Raw genomic sequence first — 18592 nt, forward strand, 5'->3', positions numbered from 1 at the left:
TTCGAGAAATTTTCGGAGGGTGACTTATGGAATACATTAAGGTTCAAAGTGGCAATAAGCTATCAGGACAAGTGAGAATAGAAGGCGCTAAAAATGCCGTATTACCTATTTTAGCAGGTGCACTACTAGCTGATCAAGGTGAGACAATCATTACCAATGCCCCAATTTTATCAGACGTGTTTATGATGAATAATGTAATTAAGCATTTAAATACAGATGTAGAATTTAATGAAGATAACAATACAATTAAAATTAATGCAACACGAGAATTATTAAACGAAGCGCCATTTGAATATGTAAGTAAAATGAGAGCGTCTATTGTTGTAATGGGTCCACTTTTAGCCCGTACAGGACATGCTAAAGTAGCAATGCCTGGTGGATGTGCTATCGGACAACGACCAATTGATTTACATTTAAAAGGATTCCAAGCATTAGGAGCAACGATTACCCAAACAAATGGGTATATTGAAGCTAAAGCAGACAAGTTAACTGGAGCTAGAATTTATCTTGATTTCCCTAGTGTTGGTGCAACTCAAAATATTATGATGGCAGCTGTTAAAGCAGAAGGAACAACTATCATAGAAAACGTAGCTAGAGAACCTGAAATTGTTGATTTAGCTATTTATTTAAATAAAATGGGTGCTCAAATTGTAGGAGCTGGAACTGAGACAATTCGTATTGAAGGTGTCTCAACATTACATGGTATTGAGCATGCAGTTGTTCAAGATAGAATTGAAGCTGGAACGTTTATGGTTGCAGCTGCTGTAACAGGTGGAAACATCTTGATTAAAGAAGGTATTATGGAACATAACCGTCCTTTAATTTCAAAACTTTTAGAAATGGGCGTTTCTGTTTCTGAAGAAGCTGGTGGCATTAGAGTTATTGGTCCAGAAGTGTTACAACCAGCAGATGTTAAAACTTTACCACATCCAGGTTTTCCAACTGATATGCAAGCTCAAATGAGTGTCTTGATGACCTTAGCGAGTGGACCAAGCGTTTTATCAGAAACTGTTTTTGAAAATCGTTTCCAACATCTAGAAGAAATGAAACGTATGGGCGCAAATTTCAGAGTTTCTGGAAATGTTGCCTATATTGATGGTGTTCTTGGTTTACAAGGAGCGGAAGTATCTGCAACTGATTTAAGAGCAGCAGCGGCATTAATTATTGCCGGTTTAGTAGCTGAGGGAGTTACAAAAGTCTATCATTTAGAATTCTTGGATAGAGGGTATCATAACTTCCACAAAAAATTACAAGCTTTAGGAGCTAATGTGGAGAGACTAGATAGTCAAACTAAAGCAGAAGTTTCTATTGGATAAATGTTAAAGGAGTGGATGAGATGAGTAGTATCACTAAACATGTTGTTATACAAGTATCTCTTATTATCCTTGCCTTAGTAGTATTAGCAATTTTATTTTTTGTAGGGATTTATGTTGGCTTTACCGTGATTGGAAAAGGCAATGGTGCAGATGCTTTTTCATCTGGAACTTGGCAACATATTTTAGAGTTTATGAAATAAAAGAAAGAGGCTAACTGATTAAGTTAGGCCTCTTTTATTCGATTAATAGAAAGTTGATGAGTTATTTGTTTAAAAAAATTTTTATTGCGCCTGTGAGGTTTTATCAAAAATTTATTTCACCAATGTTTCCTAGAAGCTGTCGTTATCATCCAACTTGTTCTCAATACATGATTGATGCTATCAATTGTCATGGTGCGGTAAAAGGTGTAACAATGGGAACTAGCCGTATTTTACGTTGTCATCCATTTGTTGAAGGTGGCATTGATTATGTGCCTAGAAAATTTAGTTTAAAAAGAAATCCTAGTGAAAAATATACAGGTCCATATACGAAAAAGAAGAGTAAGTAATCTTATTCTTCTTTTTTTGTTTGAATTATCTGAATATTCAGTTGACATACTATTAGAATTTGGTTATAGTAGTAAACATCTTAATTAAAAAAATCTAATGTAATAGAAGGTTAGGGGAGTTTGGTATGAAAAAATTAGTCGGAATGTTATTTGCAAGTATGGTACTACTATCAGCATGTGGAACGCCTGGCGGTGGTGGGGCAGCAGGAGAGGTTAAAAAAGATAGTAAAGAATCAGATACCATTAAAATTGGTCTGAATCTAGAATTATCAGGAGCAGTTGCAGCTTATGGTTTACAAGAAAAAGATGGAGTTGAATTAGCTGTAGAAGAAATTAATGCTAATGGTGGGATTAATGGTAAAAAAATTGAATTAGTGGTTAAAGATAATAAATCAGATACAGCAGAAGCCGCAGCAGTTGCTGCAAACTTAACAACAAAAGAAGGAGTAGTTGCTATTATTGGACCAGCAACATCAGGTGCTTCTAAAGCTCAAATTCCAAATGTGACAAAAGCACAAATCCCAGTAATCACACCATCAGGTACAGATGATGCTATTACAGTTGTTAATGACGCTGTTCAAGAATATATTTTTAGAGCGTGTTTCCAAGATTCGTTCCAAGGTGTTATCTTAGCTAATTATGCTATGAATAATTTAGATGCTAAAAAAGCGGTTGTAATTGGTGATGTATCAAGTGACTATGCCAAAGGTCTTTCTAAATCTTTCAAAGATACATTTACAGGAGAGATTGTAGCTGATGAAAAATTTAATCAAAAAGATAAAGACTTTAAAGCAATTTTAACGAAAATTAAAGACAAAGATTTTGATTTCATTTATCTGCCAGGTTACTACGAAGAAGCGGGATTAATTATCAAACAAGCTCGCGAAATGGGAATTGAACAACCAATTCTTGGAGCAGATGGCTTTTCAGATGAAAAGTTAATTGACATTGCTGGTAAAGATAATATGAATAATATTTATTACACAGCTCATTTTTCTGAAAAAGCACCAGGATCAGATAAAGTAAAAGAATTTATTGATAGCTTTAAAACTAAATATAACAAAGCACCAAGTTCATTTAATGCTTTAGCTTATGATTCACTTTATATGCTTGCAGAATCAATTGAAAAAGCAGGCGAAGCTGATAGTGCCAAGATGACAAAAGAGTTAGCTAGCCTTAAAGATTTTGAAGGAGTTACAGGTAAGATGACTATGGATAAAAATCATAACCCAGAAAAAGCAGCAGTGGTTATCGGGGTTAATGGTGGCGAAGAAACATCAGCAGATGTTGTAAACCCATAGCTATGTTAGGTAAGGAGCTAAACAGTTCCTTACCTTTTTTATTAAAAAGGAGGCTGACTCAAAATGGATTTTTTTCAACAATTAGTAAATGGCCTATCATTAGGTAGTATTTATGCTTTGTTAGCATTGGGATACACAATGGTGTACGGCATTATAAAATTAATAAATTTCGCTCATGGTGAAATTTATATGGTAGGAGCATTTGTTGGGTATTACGTAACAAATGAATTAAAACTTAGTTTAATTCCAACACTTCTTATTTCAATGGCAGTGTGTTCAGTGTTAGGTGTTTTAATTGAATTTTTAGCCTATCGACCATTACGAAAATCGACTAGGATAGCAGCTTTAATAACTGCTATTGGTGTCTCATTTTTAATCCAAGCATTAATGATTTATTTTATTGGAGCAGACACAAGACCGTTTCCACAAATTGTCGAAAATACGAATTATGATTTAGGATTGTTCACGATTAGTAAAATTCAATTAATGATTTTAATAACATCAATTGTCCTTATGTTTTTACTTCAAGTAATTGTTCGTTACACAAAAATGGGAAAGGCTATGCGAGCTGTTAGTGTTGACGCGGATGCAGCCCAGTTAATGGGAATAAATGTCAATCATACAATTTCATTTACCTTTGCCTTAGGTTCTTCTTTAGCTGCAGCAGGAGGCGTGTTAATTGGTCTTTACTATAATAGTATTGATCCAATGATGGGAGTAGCCCCTGGACTTAAAGCCTTTATTGCTGCTGTTTTCGGTGGGATTGGTATTATACCAGGTGCTGCTTTAGGAGGATTTGCGATTGGTGTTATTGAAACCTTTGTCAGCGCCTTAGGATTTACAGCGTATCGAGATGCGGTTGTTTACGGGATTTTAATTGTGGTTTTATTAGTAAGACCAGCAGGATTACTTGGTAAAAATGTCAAAGAAAAAGTGTAGGTGAGTTGAATGAAAAAAAATATGAAAGCAAATCTCTCATGGTTAGGATTAATGATTGCTGGATTTATTATTTTAGCCCTTTCTTATAGTACGGGTTTGATGTCTCCAGTTATCGAAAATGCTTTAGTAATGATTGGGATTAATATTATTTTAGCTGTTGGGTTAAATTTAGTTATTGGTATATCTGGGCAATTTTCTTTAGGACATGCTGGATTTATGGCAGTTGGGGCTTATGTCACAGCTATTTTATCAATGAAGATACCTACATTTACAGGTTTTTTATCAGGTCTGATTATAGGAGCAGTCATCTCAGGAGTTGTAGCGTTACTTGTTGGGATACCTACATTGAGATTATCAGGTGATTACCTAGCTATTGCTACATTAGGTGTAGCAGAAATTATTAGAACTTTAATCATGAATTTAGATGGTATTACAAATGGGCCAGCGGGTTTATTTGGAATCACACCGTTTGTTACATGGTCTATGGTTTACGTGATAGTTTGTGTAATGACTTTGATAACGACCAATTTTATTAATAGCCCAGCTGGAAGAGCAACACTTTCTATTAGAGAAAATGAAATTGCAGCAGAATCTATGGGTGTTAATACCACTAAATACAAAGTCATTGCTTTTGTGATTGGTGCAATGACGGCGGCCGTTGCAGGTGGCTTATATGCTAGTTATATCCAAACTATTGTTCCAGGTAACTTTGACTTTATGAAATCGATCGATATTTTAATCATTGTTGTTTTCGGTGGAGTGGGTAGTATTACAGGAACATTTATTGCGGCTATTGCACTAGGGTTACTTAATATGTTTTTACAAGATGCAGGATCATTAAGAATGATTATTTATGCCTTAGCTTTAGTTATTATTATGATTTTTAAACCATCAGGCTTATTAGGTACAAAAGAATTATCATTTAAAAAGATGTTTAACAGAGGAGGCGAAGCTAATGTCACTACTAAAAGTAAATAATTTAACTAAAAATTTTGGTGGTTTAGCTGCTGTTTCTAATGTCAGTCTAGAGTTAAAAACAAATGAATTAGTTGGTCTTATCGGACCCAATGGAGCAGGGAAAACCACTTTATTTAATCTATTAACAGGCGTTTATGAACCAAGTGAAGGTGATGTGATTTTAGGAACTGGTACGGGAGATAAACGTTTAAATGGCTTGAAACCTTTTAAAATTGCTAATTTAGGTTTAGGAAGAACCTTTCAAAATATTAGATTGTTTAAAGAGTTATCAGTTATTGATAATGTTTTAATAGCGATGACTGGAAAACAACCAGTAGGAGTTTTATCTAGTATTTTTAGATTACCTAATTTTTATAAAGCAGAAAAAAATATGTTAACGCAGGCAGAAGAATTATTGTCGATTTTTGATTTGTTAGATAAAAAAGATGAAAAAGCTAAAAATTTATCTTACGGAGAGCAACGACGTTTAGAAATTGTTAGAGCCTTAGCAACAGAACCTAAAATACTTTTTTTAGATGAGCCAGCAGCAGGAATGAATCCTCAAGAAACGGCCGAACTAACAGAACTAATTAAAAAAATTCAAAGAGAATTTGAATTAACGATTTTATTGATTGAACACGACATGTCTCTTGTTATGGAAGTTTGCGAACGTATTTATGTATTAGAGTATGGTCAATTAATTGCTAGTGGCTTACCAGATGAAATCAAGAGTAATAAACGAGTAATAGAAGCTTATTTAGGTGGTGAATTGTAATGTTAAGAGTTGAAAATATGTCTGTTCATTATGGCATGATTCAAGCGGTGAAAGATATTAGTTTTGAAGTGAATCAAGGAGAAATTGTTAGTTTAATTGGGGCTAATGGAGCAGGTAAAACAACTGTTTTAAGAACTATTTCAGGATTAGTTAGACCAAGCCAAGGTAATATTGTTTTTGAAGGGAAAAAGATTGAAAAAGAAACACCACCTAAAATAGCAAGTAGTGGTTTAGTTCAAGTTCCAGAAGGACGACATGTTTTTACAGGAATGTCGGTTATGGAGAATTTAGAGTTAGGTGCTTTCTTATATAAAGATAAAAAAGAAAGCCAAGAAATCATGAAAAGCATTTTTGAACGCTTTCCAATTTTAAATGAACGAAAAAACCAAGATGCCGCAACACTTTCAGGTGGCGAACAACAGATGCTTGCTATGGGAAGAGCCCTGATGACACGTCCAAAACTACTTCTTTTAGATGAGCCTTCAATGGGATTGGCACCCATATTTATTAAAGAAATTTTTTCTATTATTGAAGAAATAAATAAACAAGGGACAACAATTCTGTTAATCGAACAAAATGCTAAAATGGCGCTAGGTATAGCTGATCGAGGTTATGTTTTAGAAACTGGCCGTATTGTTTTAGAGGGAAGTGGCAGTGACTTATTAAATAGTCCTGATATTCAAAAAGCGTACTTAGGAGGATAAAAAATGTTAGTAAAAGACTTTATGTCAACAAACTTGATTATCGCAAAAAAAGACTTAAAAATTTTTGATGCTGTTGAAATGATGAAAAAACACGATATCCATCGACTACCAGTAGTAGAGGATAGTAAATTAGTAGGGTTGATTACAGAGGGAACTATCCAAGGAGCTATGCCTTCAAAAGCAACAAGTTTAAGTGTGTATGAAGCTAACTATTTATTAAATAAAACTGTAATCGCTGATATTATGATTGAAAAAGTTGAAACTATTAAAGAAACTTGTTTATTAGAAGATGCTATCTATCAAATGAGAAGCTATAAAATTAATGTTTTACCCGTTTTAGATGATGGGGATAATATTGTTGGAATTATTACAAATAATGATATTTTTGATGCGTTCTTAGATATTACAGGCTATAAATCACCTGGTTCTAGAGTCTCTATTTCAATTCCAAAAGATGAAGAAGGCGTCTTAGCTAAATTAACAGATATTTTTTCAAGAAATCATTTTAATATTATTCAAATTGTAGTTTATCGTCATGAAGAAGAACCGATTATTGTTATTCAAACAACATCAGATAAAAATGATGAGATTCAATCAATATTAGAATCAGAAGGATATAAAGTTGTTTCATCCATTAAAACCATAACACGTTAATTATAAGGCTATGAGATAAGTGCAGATACTTATTTCGTAGTCTTTTTTGTTAAACTAAACTAGTAGTTGATTGTTTTTAAAGATAAAAATTGCTATCCTTTTATTAGAGAGGAGGTGTAGCAGTGACGACATCTATTAGTGTCAACTTAAAGTATTTTAGAAAAGCTAACAAGTTAACGCAACTGGAGATGGCTACAAGTCTTTTTGTTACACCTCAAGCCGTATCTAAATGGGAAAGAGGTGAATCCTTACCAGATATTTCATTAATTCCTGAGATAGCTAATTTATTTCAAATTTCTATTTCAGACTTATGGCAGGAAAGAATGACTAATCTACAAGAAAATAGTAATCATTTAAATGATACAGTACTTCAATTTATGAAAGCTGAACGTTTAGAAGAAATAAATAATTATTTTGATTCTTTTTTATTATTAGATGAAACTCAAAAAGAACAAACTGTCTTTAAGTTACTTAGTTTACATAATTCAGATTTTCTTATTGAAGATTATTATTATTATCTGTCTAGTCGATTAAAAGAATTAGTTGTTCTTAGTTTGCTAAATGAAAAAAGGTATTTAGCTTTAGAAACATTGATTCCCATGATGTCTTCAAAAATACGAGATAAAGTTTTAGCAACCTGTCTTGCTAATCAAGAATATGAATTTTTAGATGAATTATTTCCTTTTTTAACGTTTACTCAAAAACAAAAAATAATAGAGAAAGTAAGTTTTAAGGAATTGGAAGTAACAGAATTAGAAAATTATTTAACTTTTTTTACTGAAAAACAACGAATTATGTTAAAACAACTTGAGGAGGATTATTATGAATAAAGAAGAACAGAAACTAAAAGTGTTGCAAATGTTAAAAGAAGACATGATTACTCAAGAACAAGCATTAGACTTATTAGAACTGATAGCTAGTGAAACCAAAGTAAGTGAAAATAATCAGAGTAATGAAGTTAAAAAAGAAGAAAATACAACTTCAATGGTACAACCACAACAACCTTATGATTTTTTTGGAAATGGTCATCAATTATTTAAAATAGAAAAAACAGTTAATTTGGATAATTTTAAAAGTTTAAAATTAATTGGAAAAAATAGCCACATCAAAGTGTCAACACATCAAAAAAGAACCATTGAAATAAATGGTTGGTATAAACAATCTCGTCATAATGATCCAATGATTTGTTTTGATGAAAATAATGGAAACTACCAGTTGAGTTACAATTACCATGGCGTAAAATACTTAGGTTGTGAAGTGATGATTCCTGAGACATTTTTAAGTTTATTAGCTATAGAAAATAGCAATGCAGCTGTTTCGTTAAATAATATAAATAGTAGTGAAATTTTTGTTAAAACTAAGAATGCTCAAATAGAATTGAGCAAGTGTCAAAGTGATGTATTAACAGGGATTACTAAAAATAGTCATATCAATTTGATAAAATATCGAGGAGCTAGAGTCGAACTTGTGACGACGAATGCTAGAATTTTTGTAAAAGATGCGACTGCAAAGGAAGCAGAATTTAGAACAACAAATGCAGATATTTTAGTACAAAATAGTCATTTTATGAAGCAATCCTTAGAAACAAAGAATGCACAGATTACTTTAGATTTAATGTCCCAAGCTTTTTTTGAGAAAGGTCATTATGAAATTGACGGTCGAACAACAAATGCCAATATTGAGGTTTTATTACCAGAAGGAGAAGAAGTCCCTTTTAGAATAAATGGGAGTACTAAGAGAGGTAATGTGGTAACTCAGGAAGCAAATTTAGTTGTTAATGCCCGTGATCGAGGATACCTTGTAGCTGAAAGTAAAGCATTTAATTCAAGTAATAAAAAAATGATATTTAATTTTCAAACGACTAATGGAGATATTATTTTAAAAGAAACTTTTTTTGATTAATATATAAGCGATAGAAAAGTTTTTTTGACTTAACAAATCTTTTAAAATATGCTATCCTCAATAAGTTAAGAGATAAGAGGTGAATAGAATGAAAAAAAATAAACCTGTTGAAGTAGAAATAAAAGAAGATGTTATCACTAAAGATGGTGAAAAATATGCTTGTCATGAACTAGTTATTGGAAAACGTGTCATTGGAACAGTGACTGAAGTAGAATCTAATAAATTTGAAGTTAAATCTGATGAAACATTAGTTGGATTTGTAAAATCAATGGACCTAGGATATGAAGAAGTTTTAAGAAATTGGAATTTACATAATTAATTTTAAAAAAATGCTTGCATTTTTATTTGGAATTATGTATGATTATGAAGTCGGGTTTTTAACGCGACTAGCTGGAGGGGTAGCGAAGTGGCTAAACGCGGCGGACTGTAAATCCGCTCCTTCGGGTTCGGCAGTTCGAATCTGCCCCCCTCCATTTTTTATTTTTGGGCTATAGCCAAGCGGTAAGGCAACGGACTTTGACTCCGTCACTCGTTGGTTCGAATCCAGCTAGCCCAGTTTTAAAAGCTAACAGACAGTGTTAGCTTTTTTATTTTATTTTTGAAAGGAAGTTATTAGCATGAAGTTAAAAGATAAACTAACTGAGCAGTACATGACTTACAGAGATATTTTAAAAGAAACAGATTTAGTTGAAGATGTTAAACAAACGATTCCCTTTGTAAAAGAGGAAAATAATTCAACTGCTAACAAAGAAAACACTCGTAAGTGGCATTCAAGATTATATTAATAGCTTAAACAAGAAAAGTTTCTTTAAATAAGAAGCTTTTTTATTTTTGGGAAATACTGACAATAAACTGTACAAATTGACTGAAAATCGGTTTTATTACTTAAAACTAGTTGTATCCTTTGTCTATACCAGTTATAATATGATATAAAATTGAGAAAGGGAAGTGGTTCTAAGTGGTCTCTAAATTACCTGTATATTTAAGAATTCACGATCAAATTAAACAAGAGATTGAAGAAGGTAAATGGCGTGTTGGCGACCGTTTACCATCTGAAAGAGAGTTGTCTGAAAAGTTCAATGTCAGTCGAATGACTTTAAGACAAGCTATTCAAACTTTAGCTGATGAGGGAATCTTAGAAAGAAAAATTGGTTCTGGAACTTATGTCGCACGAAAAAAAGTTCAAGAGACGATGATTGGGACAACTAGTTTTTCTGATATTGTAAAATCGCAAGGAAGTGTGCCATCTAGTAAAACCATTTCTTATTTTGTGACAAAACCTAGCTCAAGTGAGATGGAAAAATTAAAATTAACAGAAAAAGATGACATTTTAAAGATGGAAAGAATTCGTTATTCAGATGATGTGCCTATTTGTTTTGAAGTAGCGAGTATCCCATATAAATTGGTTTCTGATTTTGATAAAGAAGAAGTAACAACCTCTTTATATAAAGCTTTAGCTGAAAAAGGAAATGCTGTCATTGGTAAATCAAGCCAACATATCTCAGCAGTGGTTTCCTCTGAAAAAATTGCTCATTTTTTAGATATCAAACGTGGCGAAGCTATTTTAAGATTACGCCAAATTTCATATTTTGAAGATGGCACTCCTTTTGAGTATGTAAGAAGTCAATACGTTGGTGAACGTTTTGAATTTTATTTAGAAAAATAAAAAAAGATTAACTCCCCAAGCTAAAATGAGGAGTTAATCTTTTTTATTAGATTGGTGTTTCTACGTAATCAGTTTCACCTAATTCAATGAAACATTGATTGCTGAGTAAATTGATTAATGATTCTGTCAAAATATTGACTTGGTCCTCATTAGCCATGATTAAAAGAGTGACTTTTTCAGTGAAAAGCGTATCTTTTAATGTGTATTCAGGATTATTTTCTAAAAAATGAGTGACTTTTCCATGTAAAGGATAATCAATAGTTAATTGGACTTCTTGTTGTAGAGTTCCTTTAACTAACCCAACGTGATTTAAAGTTTCAGCTACTGAGCTACTATAAGCTCTAATTAAACCACCAGCTCCTAATTCTGTTCCTCCAAAATAACGAGTAACTACTGCTAATACATTACGTAGTTCTTTGACTTTTAAAACTTCTAACATTGGAATACCTGCAGTTCCACTAGGTTCTCCGTCGTCACTCGATCGTTGAATTGATTGCTGATCACCTAAAACGTAAGCGACGCAGTTGTGACTTGCTTTCCAATGTTCCTTTTTTATTTCTTGAATGAATTCTTTTGCTTGATCTTCAGAATCGATACGTTTGAGATGGCATATAAAACGTGATTTTTTTATAACTATTTCAAATTGTCCATCATTTTTTATGGTATAGTAATGTGATAACATAATTAGCCTCCTGGTTAGTTAATTTTAATAAGATGAAGAGGTATAACAAGTGAAAAAGAATATAGCAATTTTGTTAACAACTATTAGTCTACTCTTTTTAGCGGGGTGCCAACCAAAACAAAAAGAAGTAGAGAAAAAAGCTACGGACTCTGATAGTGCTTTGATGTATACGTTTAATATCGAAGAACATGAGTATCGTTTTAGATTATTAGATAATTGGATTAAATATCCTAATAAAGATGGAAATATTACTTTTTTAGTTGGAAACAAAGAAAATAAATCATTTATGACAGCAGGTGTTGAGCCAGTTGATAAAAGCTTAGATAATTACAAAGATGACTTCTTAAAGAAAATATCTGAACAAAAAGGTGATATTAAAATAGAACCTGATGAGAGAGAGCTAAATGACTTACCTAGTTATTATCTTCAGTTTGTTATGGATGACAGTAAAGGGCGACCTTTAACCTATTGTTCTTATCTGATTGAAACAGATGACTATTTTATTAATTTAGCAGCATGGACGAGTGAAGAAAACCCAAGTGCAGAAACTCTACAGAATTTAGATGATATGCTATCTAATTTTGAGCAATTAAAATAAAGAAACGAAACAAGGGATACCTCTTTAAAGAGGTACTTTTGTTTCGTTTTTTTTATAAATGATTTGTTATCCAATCGTAGATATCGTTCATTATATCTTCTTTTTCGTTTTCATTTAAAATCTCATGACGAAGATCATGGTAAAGACGAAGAGTCACATCATTAAAGAAATTATCGGTTAAATCAACAGCAATTTTTCTAGGGATTTTACCGTAATTACCAACTGGATCTTTTTCACCACTAACAATTAATAAAGGTAAGTTGGTTCTAATTGTCTTAAACCAGTTTTTTTGAGTTGCTCCATCGATTAAGTTGATTAATGTATAAAAGCCGTTATTAGTAAAAACAAAGCCGCATTTCTCATCTAAATCATATGATTTAACATTGTCTTCATTTTTAGAAAGCCAAGCGTTTGATGAGATAGGCTGTTTAATACGACGATTGAAATTACTAAATGATAAATGATGAAAAGCAGAATTGACTGCTTTAGGACTAATTGTATTTAAGCCATTTAGAAGTTTTTTTGTTAATTTAACTTCTTCTCGTTTGCCACCAGTTCCCATTAAAATGGCACCTTCGACGGCTGTAGAGTAGGTTTTTAAATAGTTTCTCAAAACGAACGACCCCATACTATGTCCCAAAATAAATACAGGAACAGTTGGATATCTTTTTTTGATATAGTTTGTAATCTGATAAGTATCTTCAACTAAAATTGAGGCACTATCGCCTTTTGCAAAGTAACCCATTTTTGGGTTTTCAATATCAACTGAATCACCATGCCCTAAATGATCGTGACCTACAACTAAAATGTTATTTTCATTTAAAAAAGTCGCTAATTCATCGTAGCGTTCAATGTATTCTGCCATGCCGTGGATAAGTTGTAAAATCGCTCGTGGCGCTTTACTTGATTCTGGTTGCCATATCACACCATTTAAATCTGTTTTCTCATCCATTGATTCGATAACAAAGTATTTTTTCATATGGTACATCCTTTCCCTTTGAAGTAACTACTGACTATTATAGTCTATTTCTAAAAAACAAAAAAGTCTTCCGCGTATTTTTTATAAAATGGGGTGGATCAATGAGATTAGAGGATTACTTAATGGGTCGGAAATTACTAAAAAAAGAAATACCAAAAGAATACCATGAAGCGTTACACCAGTTAGGAATTTGTCGTGAAAAAAGTATTGTTATGAAGAAAAATAAAATGCTTTGTAAAAGGTGTGGTTTTGAAGATAATCAACTAAATTGGCGAATTGTTAGCAAGGGAACTGATTTTTACTATTGCCCAACTTGTATTTTATTAGGAAGAGTTGAAAGCCGAGAATCATTTTATTATGTCTTAGAGAAAGAAAAGGGCAAAAGGCAAGTTCGACTGACGTGGCAAGGAGAACTAACAAAAGCGCAACAAAAAATAGCTAAGGACCTAATGAAATCTTTTAAACGAAAAGAAAATCATCTTGTTCATGCAGTAACAGGCGCTGGGAAAACTGAAATGTTATTTCCTTTAGTTCATTTGGCTTTAGGTAAGGGATGTCGAATAGCTATTGTCTCTCCTAGGATAGACGTTTGTTTAGAACTTTTACCACGTTTTAAAGAAGCGTTTAAAGAAGAAGATATTATCTTGTTATATGGCAAAAAGGAAGAAGATTACAGATATACATCATTTGTTATTGCAACAGTTCACCAATTACTTCGTTTTTATCAAGCTTTTGATTTAATAGTCGTTGATGAAGTTGATGCTTTTCCGTATGCAGGAAATCCTTATTTAGAATATGGCATTAAAACAAGTCTTAAGAAAAAAGGGAGCTTAGTTTATTTGACTGCTACCCCAAGTGAAGAATTGAAAAAAAAGGTATCGATGAACGAATTAAATCTAAGTTATTTACCTAATAGGTATCATGGTCATGCCTTACCTGTACCTAGTTGTCACTTTAACTATTTTTTGAATCAGCAGCTATTTAAAGGGAGGTTGACGAGAAGTATGTCTTTAATTTTAGAAAAGCAAAGCAAAGCTTGTTTAATTTTCTTTCCGAATATTGAGAGAATGAAATTATTCTACAAAATACTAAGAAAACAATTCCCAAATAAAAGGATAGCTTATGTTTATTCAGGAAAAGATGATCGAGAAGAATTAATTATGGCAATGAGAAGAGGGGACTTAGACTGGCTGCTAACAACGACGATTCTTGAAAGGGGAGTGACTTTTTCAAATATTGATGTGATTGTATTTGAAGCAAATCACAGAACCTTTACAACGGCGAGTTTAGTTCAAATTGCAGGGAGAGTTGGAAGAAAAAACGATTTTCCTACAGGTAATATTTATTTTTTTCATACAGGAAAAACTAAAAGTATTAATAATAGTGTGGCTCAAATTAAAGAGATGAACCGAAAAGGAGGGTTTTAAATGAAATGTTCTTTTTGTGGTGACTCTTTAGTTAAGGAGTTAAAAATAAGTGATTTGTTGTTTTTTAAGCCTATTTTATTTAACGAGTGTTGCTATAGTTGTTATGAAACAATTAAATCTCAAAAGAATGGTAAGACCTGTCAGTTTTGTCAAAAAAAGTTAACAGCTTCACATGATACTTGTAAAGATTGTTCTCATTGGCAAAAAATAATACCTCATTTTTCTTTACATCATACGTTTTTATATGATTATACCGATATGATGAGTGATTATTTTAAAGAATTTAAATTTTTAGGAGATATTAGAAAGGGAACAGCTTTCTCAAAAGATGTGTTTAAGGAACTAAGCCCTTTTGTAAAGAAAGGTTTTATTATTGTTCCTATTCCATTATCAAAACAAGGAATGAAGGATAGGGGATTTAATCAAGTGGAAGAAATGCTAAAAGCTAGTAGTGTTCCTTTTGAGTTATACTTATCAAAGAAAAATACAATCTCTAAGCAATCGGAAAGAGGGAAAGAAGAGCGTTTATTAATGAAACAACCCTTTATTGTAACTAAAAATAAAAGGAAAAGGGTTGAAAATAGTAAAATACTCTTAGTTGATGATGTTTATACGACAGGAAGAACTATACTGCATGCTTATGATTGCCTTTCTCAATACAATCCAAAGGAAATAAGGTCATTTACCCTATCAAGATGAAATATGAAGCGTTTTTTTACTAAAGTTAATTGTCATTTGTCTATTACTTAGTTATAATAGAAGTAAGAAGAGGAAGGTTAGAGAGTGGTCCCTACATTCTTCCTCTTTGAGTGATAGACGAAAGGGGTAATTAGTATGTTTAGATATAATGTACGTGGAGAGAACATTGAGGTTACTCAAGCCATTAGAGAGTATGTTGAGAAAAAAATTGGGAAATTAGAAAAATATTTTACTAATGTTCCAGAATCAACAGCACATGTTAACTTAAAAGTTTATTCAGATAAAAATGCTAAAGTGGAAGTGACAATTCCGTTACCATACTTAGTATTACGTGCTGAAGAAACATCTCCAGATTTATACGCTAGTATCGACTTAGTAGTGGATAAATTAGAGAGACAAATCAGAAAATACAAAACTAAAATTAATCGCAAATCTAGAGAGACAAATTTAGATCCAGCAGTAGCAGCAGCGATTTTTAATACAGAAAATGTAGAAGTTCAAGATGAACCTGATTTAGAAATCGTAAGAACTAAACGTCTGTCATTAAAACCAATGGATAGTGAAGAAGCAGTATTACAAATGAATATGTTAGGTCATAACTTCTTTATCTTTGAAGACGCAGAAACAAATGGAACAAGCATTGTTTATCGTCGTAAAGATGGAAAATATGGTTTAATCGAAACAAATTAGTGATAAAAAGAGCTTGTGGGCACCCACAAGCTCTTTTTATTGTTCTTTTCTAGTTAAAAGAGTTTTATTTTGTGACAAGTAATGATAAAATATGTGAGATGAACTCATTTTATTTTTTATGAACTATAAATAATGATAATTGATATCAAATGAATATAAACGAGGAGTAGATTTCATTCATGGCAAATTTCTTGAAACAATTAATTGAAAATGATAAAAAAGATTTAAAACGTTTGGATCATTTAGCAAGTAAGGTTGAAGCCTTTGCTGAACAGACTGAAAAATTAACAGATGAAGAATTACAAGGTAAAACAGAAGAGTTTAAAGCTCGTTATCAAAAAGGAGAAACACTAGATGCTTTATTACCAGAAGCATTTGCAGTTGTTCGTGAAGCAGCAAAACGTGTGTTAGGTTTATTCCCTTATAAAGTTCAGATTATGGGTGGTATTGTTCTTCATGAAGGTAGTATCCCTGAAATGAAAACAGGTGAAGGTAAAACGTTAACAGCGACTATGCCTGTTTATTTAAACGCATTATCAGGTGAAGGTGTTCATGTTGTTACTGTAAATGAGTACTTGGCAACACGTGATGCAAGTGAAATGGGTGAGTTATATAACTTCTTAGGTTTAACAGTTGGATTAAACATCAACTCTAAATCTTCAGAAGAGAAACGTTTAGCTTATGCTTGCGATATTACATACTCAACAAATAATGAGTTAGGTTTTGACTACTTAAGAGATAACATGGTTGTTTACCGTGAGCAAATGGTACAACGTCCATTAAACTTCGCAGTAGTGGATGAGGTCGATTCGATTTTAATTGATGAAGCAAGAACACCACTTATTATTTCTGGTCAAGCTGAAAAATCAACTGCAATGTATAACAGAACGGACAACTTCATCAAAACATTAGTAAACGAAGAAGATTATAAAATCGATGTTCAATCAAAAACAATTGCTTTAACAGAAGAAGGTATCTCAAAAGCTGAGAAACATTTTGATGTTGATAACTTATATGACATTGAAAATACCTCTTTAACACATTACATGGACCAATCACTAAGAGCTAACTACATTATGCTTTTAGATATTGATTATGTTGTACAAGATGGAAAAGTTATGATTGTTGACCAATTTACTGGTCGTATTATGGATGGTCGTCGTTATTCTGATGGTTTACATCAAGCAATTGAAGCCAAAGAAGGCGTAGAAATTGAAGATGAAACAAAAACAATGGCGAACATTACATTCCAGAACTATTTCCGTATGTATAAAAAATTATCTGGTATGACAGGTACTGCGAAAACAGAAGAAGAAGAGTTTAGAGAAATTTATAACATGCAAGTTATTCAAATTCCAACTAATAGACCGATTGTTCGTGATGATAAAGCAGATTTATTATACCCAACTTTAACAAGTAAATTTAAAGCGGTAGTAGCTGACATTAAAGAACGTCACGAAAAAGGACAACCTGTTCTTGTTGGTACTGTAGCTGTTGAAACGTCTGAATTATTATCAGATTTATTAACAAAAGCAAAAGTTCCTCATGAAGTTTTAAATGCTAAAAACCACTTTAAAGAAGCTGAAATTATCATGAATGCTGGTCAAAAAGGCGCTGTAACAATCGCGACTAACATGGCTGGTCGCGGTACGGATATTCGTTTAGGTTTAGGCGTTATTGAAGCAGGTGGATTGGCTGTTATTGGTACAGAACGTCATGAATCAAGACGTATTGATAATCAGTTAAGAGGACGTGCTGGTCGTCAAGGTGACCCTGGTGTGACTCAATTCTATTTATCATTAGAAGATGAATTAATGAAACGTTTTGGTTCAGAAAGAATTAAAATGTTCTTAGACCGTATGAACTTAGAAGAAGAAGATGCTGTTATTCAAAGTAAAATGTTTACTAAACAAGTTGAGTCAGCTCAAAAACGTGTAGAAGGTAACAACTACGATACACGTAAAAACGTTCTTCAATACGATGATGTTATGCGTGAGCAACGTGAGGTTATTTACCGTCAACGTAACCAAGTCATTACATCAGATGACGATTTAAAACCTGTTTTATTAGGTATGGTAGAACGTACTATTAGTAGTTACGTTGAAAGTCATACAACGGCCTTAGGTGAAAAAGAATTATGGAACTTACAAGGTTTAGTTGACTTTGTTGGAGCTACAATTACCCATGAAGATGCAATCTCATTAAGTGATTTTGAAGGCAAGACGCCAGAAGAAATGAAAACATTTATTTTTGGAAAAGCTAAAGAATTATACGATGAAAAAGAAGCTATTCTAGACAGCTCTGAACAATTACTTGAATTCCAAAAAGTAGTTATTTTAAGAGTTGTTGATACTAAATGGACAGATCATATTGATGCTATGGATCAATTACGTGAGTCAATTGGTTTACGTGCCTATGGTCAAAATAACCCATTAGTTGATTACCAAACAGAGGGTTACCAAATGTTTAACGACATGGTAGGAGCTATTGAATATGAAGTAACACGTTTATTCATGAAAGCTGAAATCCGTCAAAACGTTCAACGTGAGCAAGTTGCTCAAGGAGAAGCAATCAAACCAACTGAAGAACAAGGTGTTGTATCTTCTGATACGAAAAAAATGCCTGTTAAAGTTGATGAAAAAATTGGTAGAAATGATTTATGCCCTTGTGGTAGTGGTAAAAAATATAAAAACTGTCATGGAAAACCAGTTTAAAGCAGATGGCGACTTAGAAATTCTGAGTCGCTTTGCTTATTT

At 32.5% G+C, this 18592-nt stretch carries 21 protein-coding genes and 2 tRNA genes; 21 read left to right on the forward strand and 2 right to left on the reverse strand.

All coding sequences use genetic code 11. The features are described from left to right. Positions 1-26: 26 nt before the first annotated feature. The 16 genes from murA (at position 27) to ACODH8_RS01755 (ending at position 10761) form a co-directional block, all read left to right on the forward strand. Positions 27-1316, forward strand: a complete 1290-nt coding sequence (gene murA / locus ACODH8_RS01680; RefSeq protein WP_332465552.1) for a UDP-N-acetylglucosamine 1-carboxyvinyltransferase — start codon at positions 27-29, stop codon at positions 1314-1316. Between the two features lie 20 nt (positions 1317-1336). After that, positions 1337-1516 carry a DNA-directed RNA polymerase subunit beta gene (locus tag ACODH8_RS01685; protein ID WP_332465551.1) on the forward strand — a complete coding sequence of 60 codons (180 nt, stop codon included), beginning with the start codon at positions 1337-1339 and terminating at the stop codon, positions 1514-1516. A gap of 65 nt (positions 1517-1581) precedes the next feature. Continuing rightward, complete coding sequence (yidD, locus tag ACODH8_RS01690) at positions 1582-1863, forward strand: membrane protein insertion efficiency factor YidD (RefSeq protein ID WP_420517467.1); 282 nt, start codon at positions 1582-1584, stop codon at positions 1861-1863. 125 nt (positions 1864-1988) lie between these two features. Then, entirely contained in the window at positions 1989-3164 is a 1176-nt protein-coding gene (locus ACODH8_RS01695) for an ABC transporter substrate-binding protein (RefSeq protein WP_332465549.1), read from the forward strand. Positions 3165-3227: 63 nt separating this feature from the next. After that, a complete protein-coding gene (locus ACODH8_RS01700) occupies positions 3228-4103 on the forward strand; it encodes a branched-chain amino acid ABC transporter permease (protein ID WP_332465548.1) in 876 nt (291 codons plus the stop codon). A gap of 9 nt (positions 4104-4112) precedes the next feature. After that, complete coding sequence (locus ACODH8_RS01705) at positions 4113-5081, forward strand: branched-chain amino acid ABC transporter permease (protein ID WP_420517468.1); 969 nt, start codon at positions 4113-4115, stop codon at positions 5079-5081. Next, a complete protein-coding gene (locus tag ACODH8_RS01710; protein WP_332465546.1) occupies positions 5059-5835 on the forward strand; it encodes an ABC transporter ATP-binding protein in 777 nt (258 codons plus the stop codon). Before ACODH8_RS01705 ends, ACODH8_RS01710 begins: the two co-directional genes overlap by 23 nt. Beyond that, the gene (locus tag ACODH8_RS01715) at positions 5835-6539 is read left to right on the forward strand and encodes an ABC transporter ATP-binding protein (RefSeq protein ID WP_332465545.1); all 705 of its coding nucleotides are present in this window, start codon (positions 5835-5837) and stop codon (positions 6537-6539) included. Before ACODH8_RS01710 ends, ACODH8_RS01715 begins: the two co-directional genes overlap by 1 nt. Before the next feature lie 3 nt (positions 6540-6542). Beyond that, complete coding sequence (locus ACODH8_RS01720; RefSeq protein ID WP_332465544.1) at positions 6543-7193, forward strand: CBS and ACT domain-containing protein; 651 nt, start codon at positions 6543-6545, stop codon at positions 7191-7193. A 122-nt stretch (positions 7194-7315) separates the two neighbouring features. After that, positions 7316-8023, forward strand: a complete 708-nt coding sequence (locus tag ACODH8_RS01725; RefSeq protein WP_332465543.1) for a helix-turn-helix transcriptional regulator — start codon at positions 7316-7318, stop codon at positions 8021-8023. Continuing rightward, positions 8016-9095 (forward strand): DUF4097 family beta strand repeat-containing protein, encoded by a 1080-nt coding sequence (locus tag ACODH8_RS01730; protein WP_332465542.1) that lies wholly within the window; start codon positions 8016-8018, stop codon positions 9093-9095. The genes ACODH8_RS01725 and ACODH8_RS01730 overlap by 8 nt, the downstream gene beginning before the upstream one ends. Before the next feature lie 88 nt (positions 9096-9183). Further along, positions 9184-9414, forward strand: coding sequence for a DUF2969 domain-containing protein (locus ACODH8_RS01735; RefSeq protein ID WP_332465541.1), 231 nt, complete (start codon positions 9184-9186; stop codon positions 9412-9414). A 73-nt stretch (positions 9415-9487) separates the two neighbouring features. After that, positions 9488-9568: transfer RNA gene (locus ACODH8_RS01740), tRNA-Tyr, on the forward strand. 11 nt (positions 9569-9579) lie between these two features. After that, positions 9580-9651, forward strand: a tRNA-Gln gene (locus ACODH8_RS01745). Positions 9652-9712: 61 nt separating this feature from the next. After that, a complete protein-coding gene (locus tag ACODH8_RS01750) occupies positions 9713-9880 on the forward strand; it encodes a hypothetical protein (RefSeq protein WP_332465540.1) in 168 nt (55 codons plus the stop codon). A gap of 173 nt (positions 9881-10053) precedes the next feature. Further along, on the forward strand, positions 10054-10761 hold the full coding sequence (locus tag ACODH8_RS01755) for a GntR family transcriptional regulator (RefSeq protein WP_332465539.1): 708 nt from the start codon (positions 10054-10056) through the stop codon (positions 10759-10761). Positions 10762-10807: 46 nt separating this feature from the next. Here the strand turns inward: ACODH8_RS01755 and ACODH8_RS01760 are convergent, their stop codons facing one another. Then, the gene (locus ACODH8_RS01760) at positions 10808-11443 is read right to left on the reverse strand and encodes a YigZ family protein (protein WP_332465538.1); all 636 of its coding nucleotides are present in this window, start codon (positions 11441-11443) and stop codon (positions 10808-10810) included. 49 nt (positions 11444-11492) lie between these two features. Here ACODH8_RS01760 and ACODH8_RS01765 point away from each other — a divergent pair, with 49 nt between their 5' ends. Continuing rightward, entirely contained in the window at positions 11493-12041 is a 549-nt protein-coding gene (locus ACODH8_RS01765) for a hypothetical protein (protein ID WP_332465537.1), read from the forward strand. 52 nt (positions 12042-12093) lie between these two features. Here the strand turns inward: ACODH8_RS01765 and ACODH8_RS01770 are convergent, their stop codons facing one another. Next, on the reverse strand, positions 12094-13020 hold the full coding sequence (locus tag ACODH8_RS01770) for an alpha/beta fold hydrolase (protein ID WP_332465536.1): 927 nt from the start codon (positions 13018-13020) through the stop codon (positions 12094-12096). Positions 13021-13121: 101 nt separating this feature from the next. On the opposite strand from ACODH8_RS01770, the gene ACODH8_RS01775 reads away from it, so the two are divergent. The 4 genes from ACODH8_RS01775 to secA all read left to right on the forward strand — a co-directional run bounded on the left by ACODH8_RS01775 (position 13122) and on the right by secA (position 18550). Further along, the gene (locus tag ACODH8_RS01775) at positions 13122-14447 is read left to right on the forward strand and encodes a DEAD/DEAH box helicase (protein WP_332465535.1); all 1326 of its coding nucleotides are present in this window, start codon (positions 13122-13124) and stop codon (positions 14445-14447) included. Further along, entirely contained in the window at positions 14448-15146 is a 699-nt protein-coding gene (locus tag ACODH8_RS01780; RefSeq protein ID WP_332465534.1) for a ComF family protein, read from the forward strand. A 135-nt stretch (positions 15147-15281) separates the two neighbouring features. After that, on the forward strand, positions 15282-15836 hold the full coding sequence (gene hpf, locus ACODH8_RS01785) for a ribosome hibernation-promoting factor, HPF/YfiA family (RefSeq protein ID WP_332465533.1): 555 nt from the start codon (positions 15282-15284) through the stop codon (positions 15834-15836). Between the two features lie 179 nt (positions 15837-16015). After that, positions 16016-18550, forward strand: coding sequence for a preprotein translocase subunit SecA (secA, locus tag ACODH8_RS01790; protein ID WP_332465532.1), 2535 nt, complete (start codon positions 16016-16018; stop codon positions 18548-18550). The last annotated feature ends 42 nt before the right edge of the window (positions 18551-18592 follow it).

The sequence above is a fragment of the Vagococcus fluvialis genome, from assembly GCF_048815235.1.
Classification (GTDB): domain Bacteria; phylum Bacillota; class Bacilli; order Lactobacillales; family Vagococcaceae; genus Vagococcus.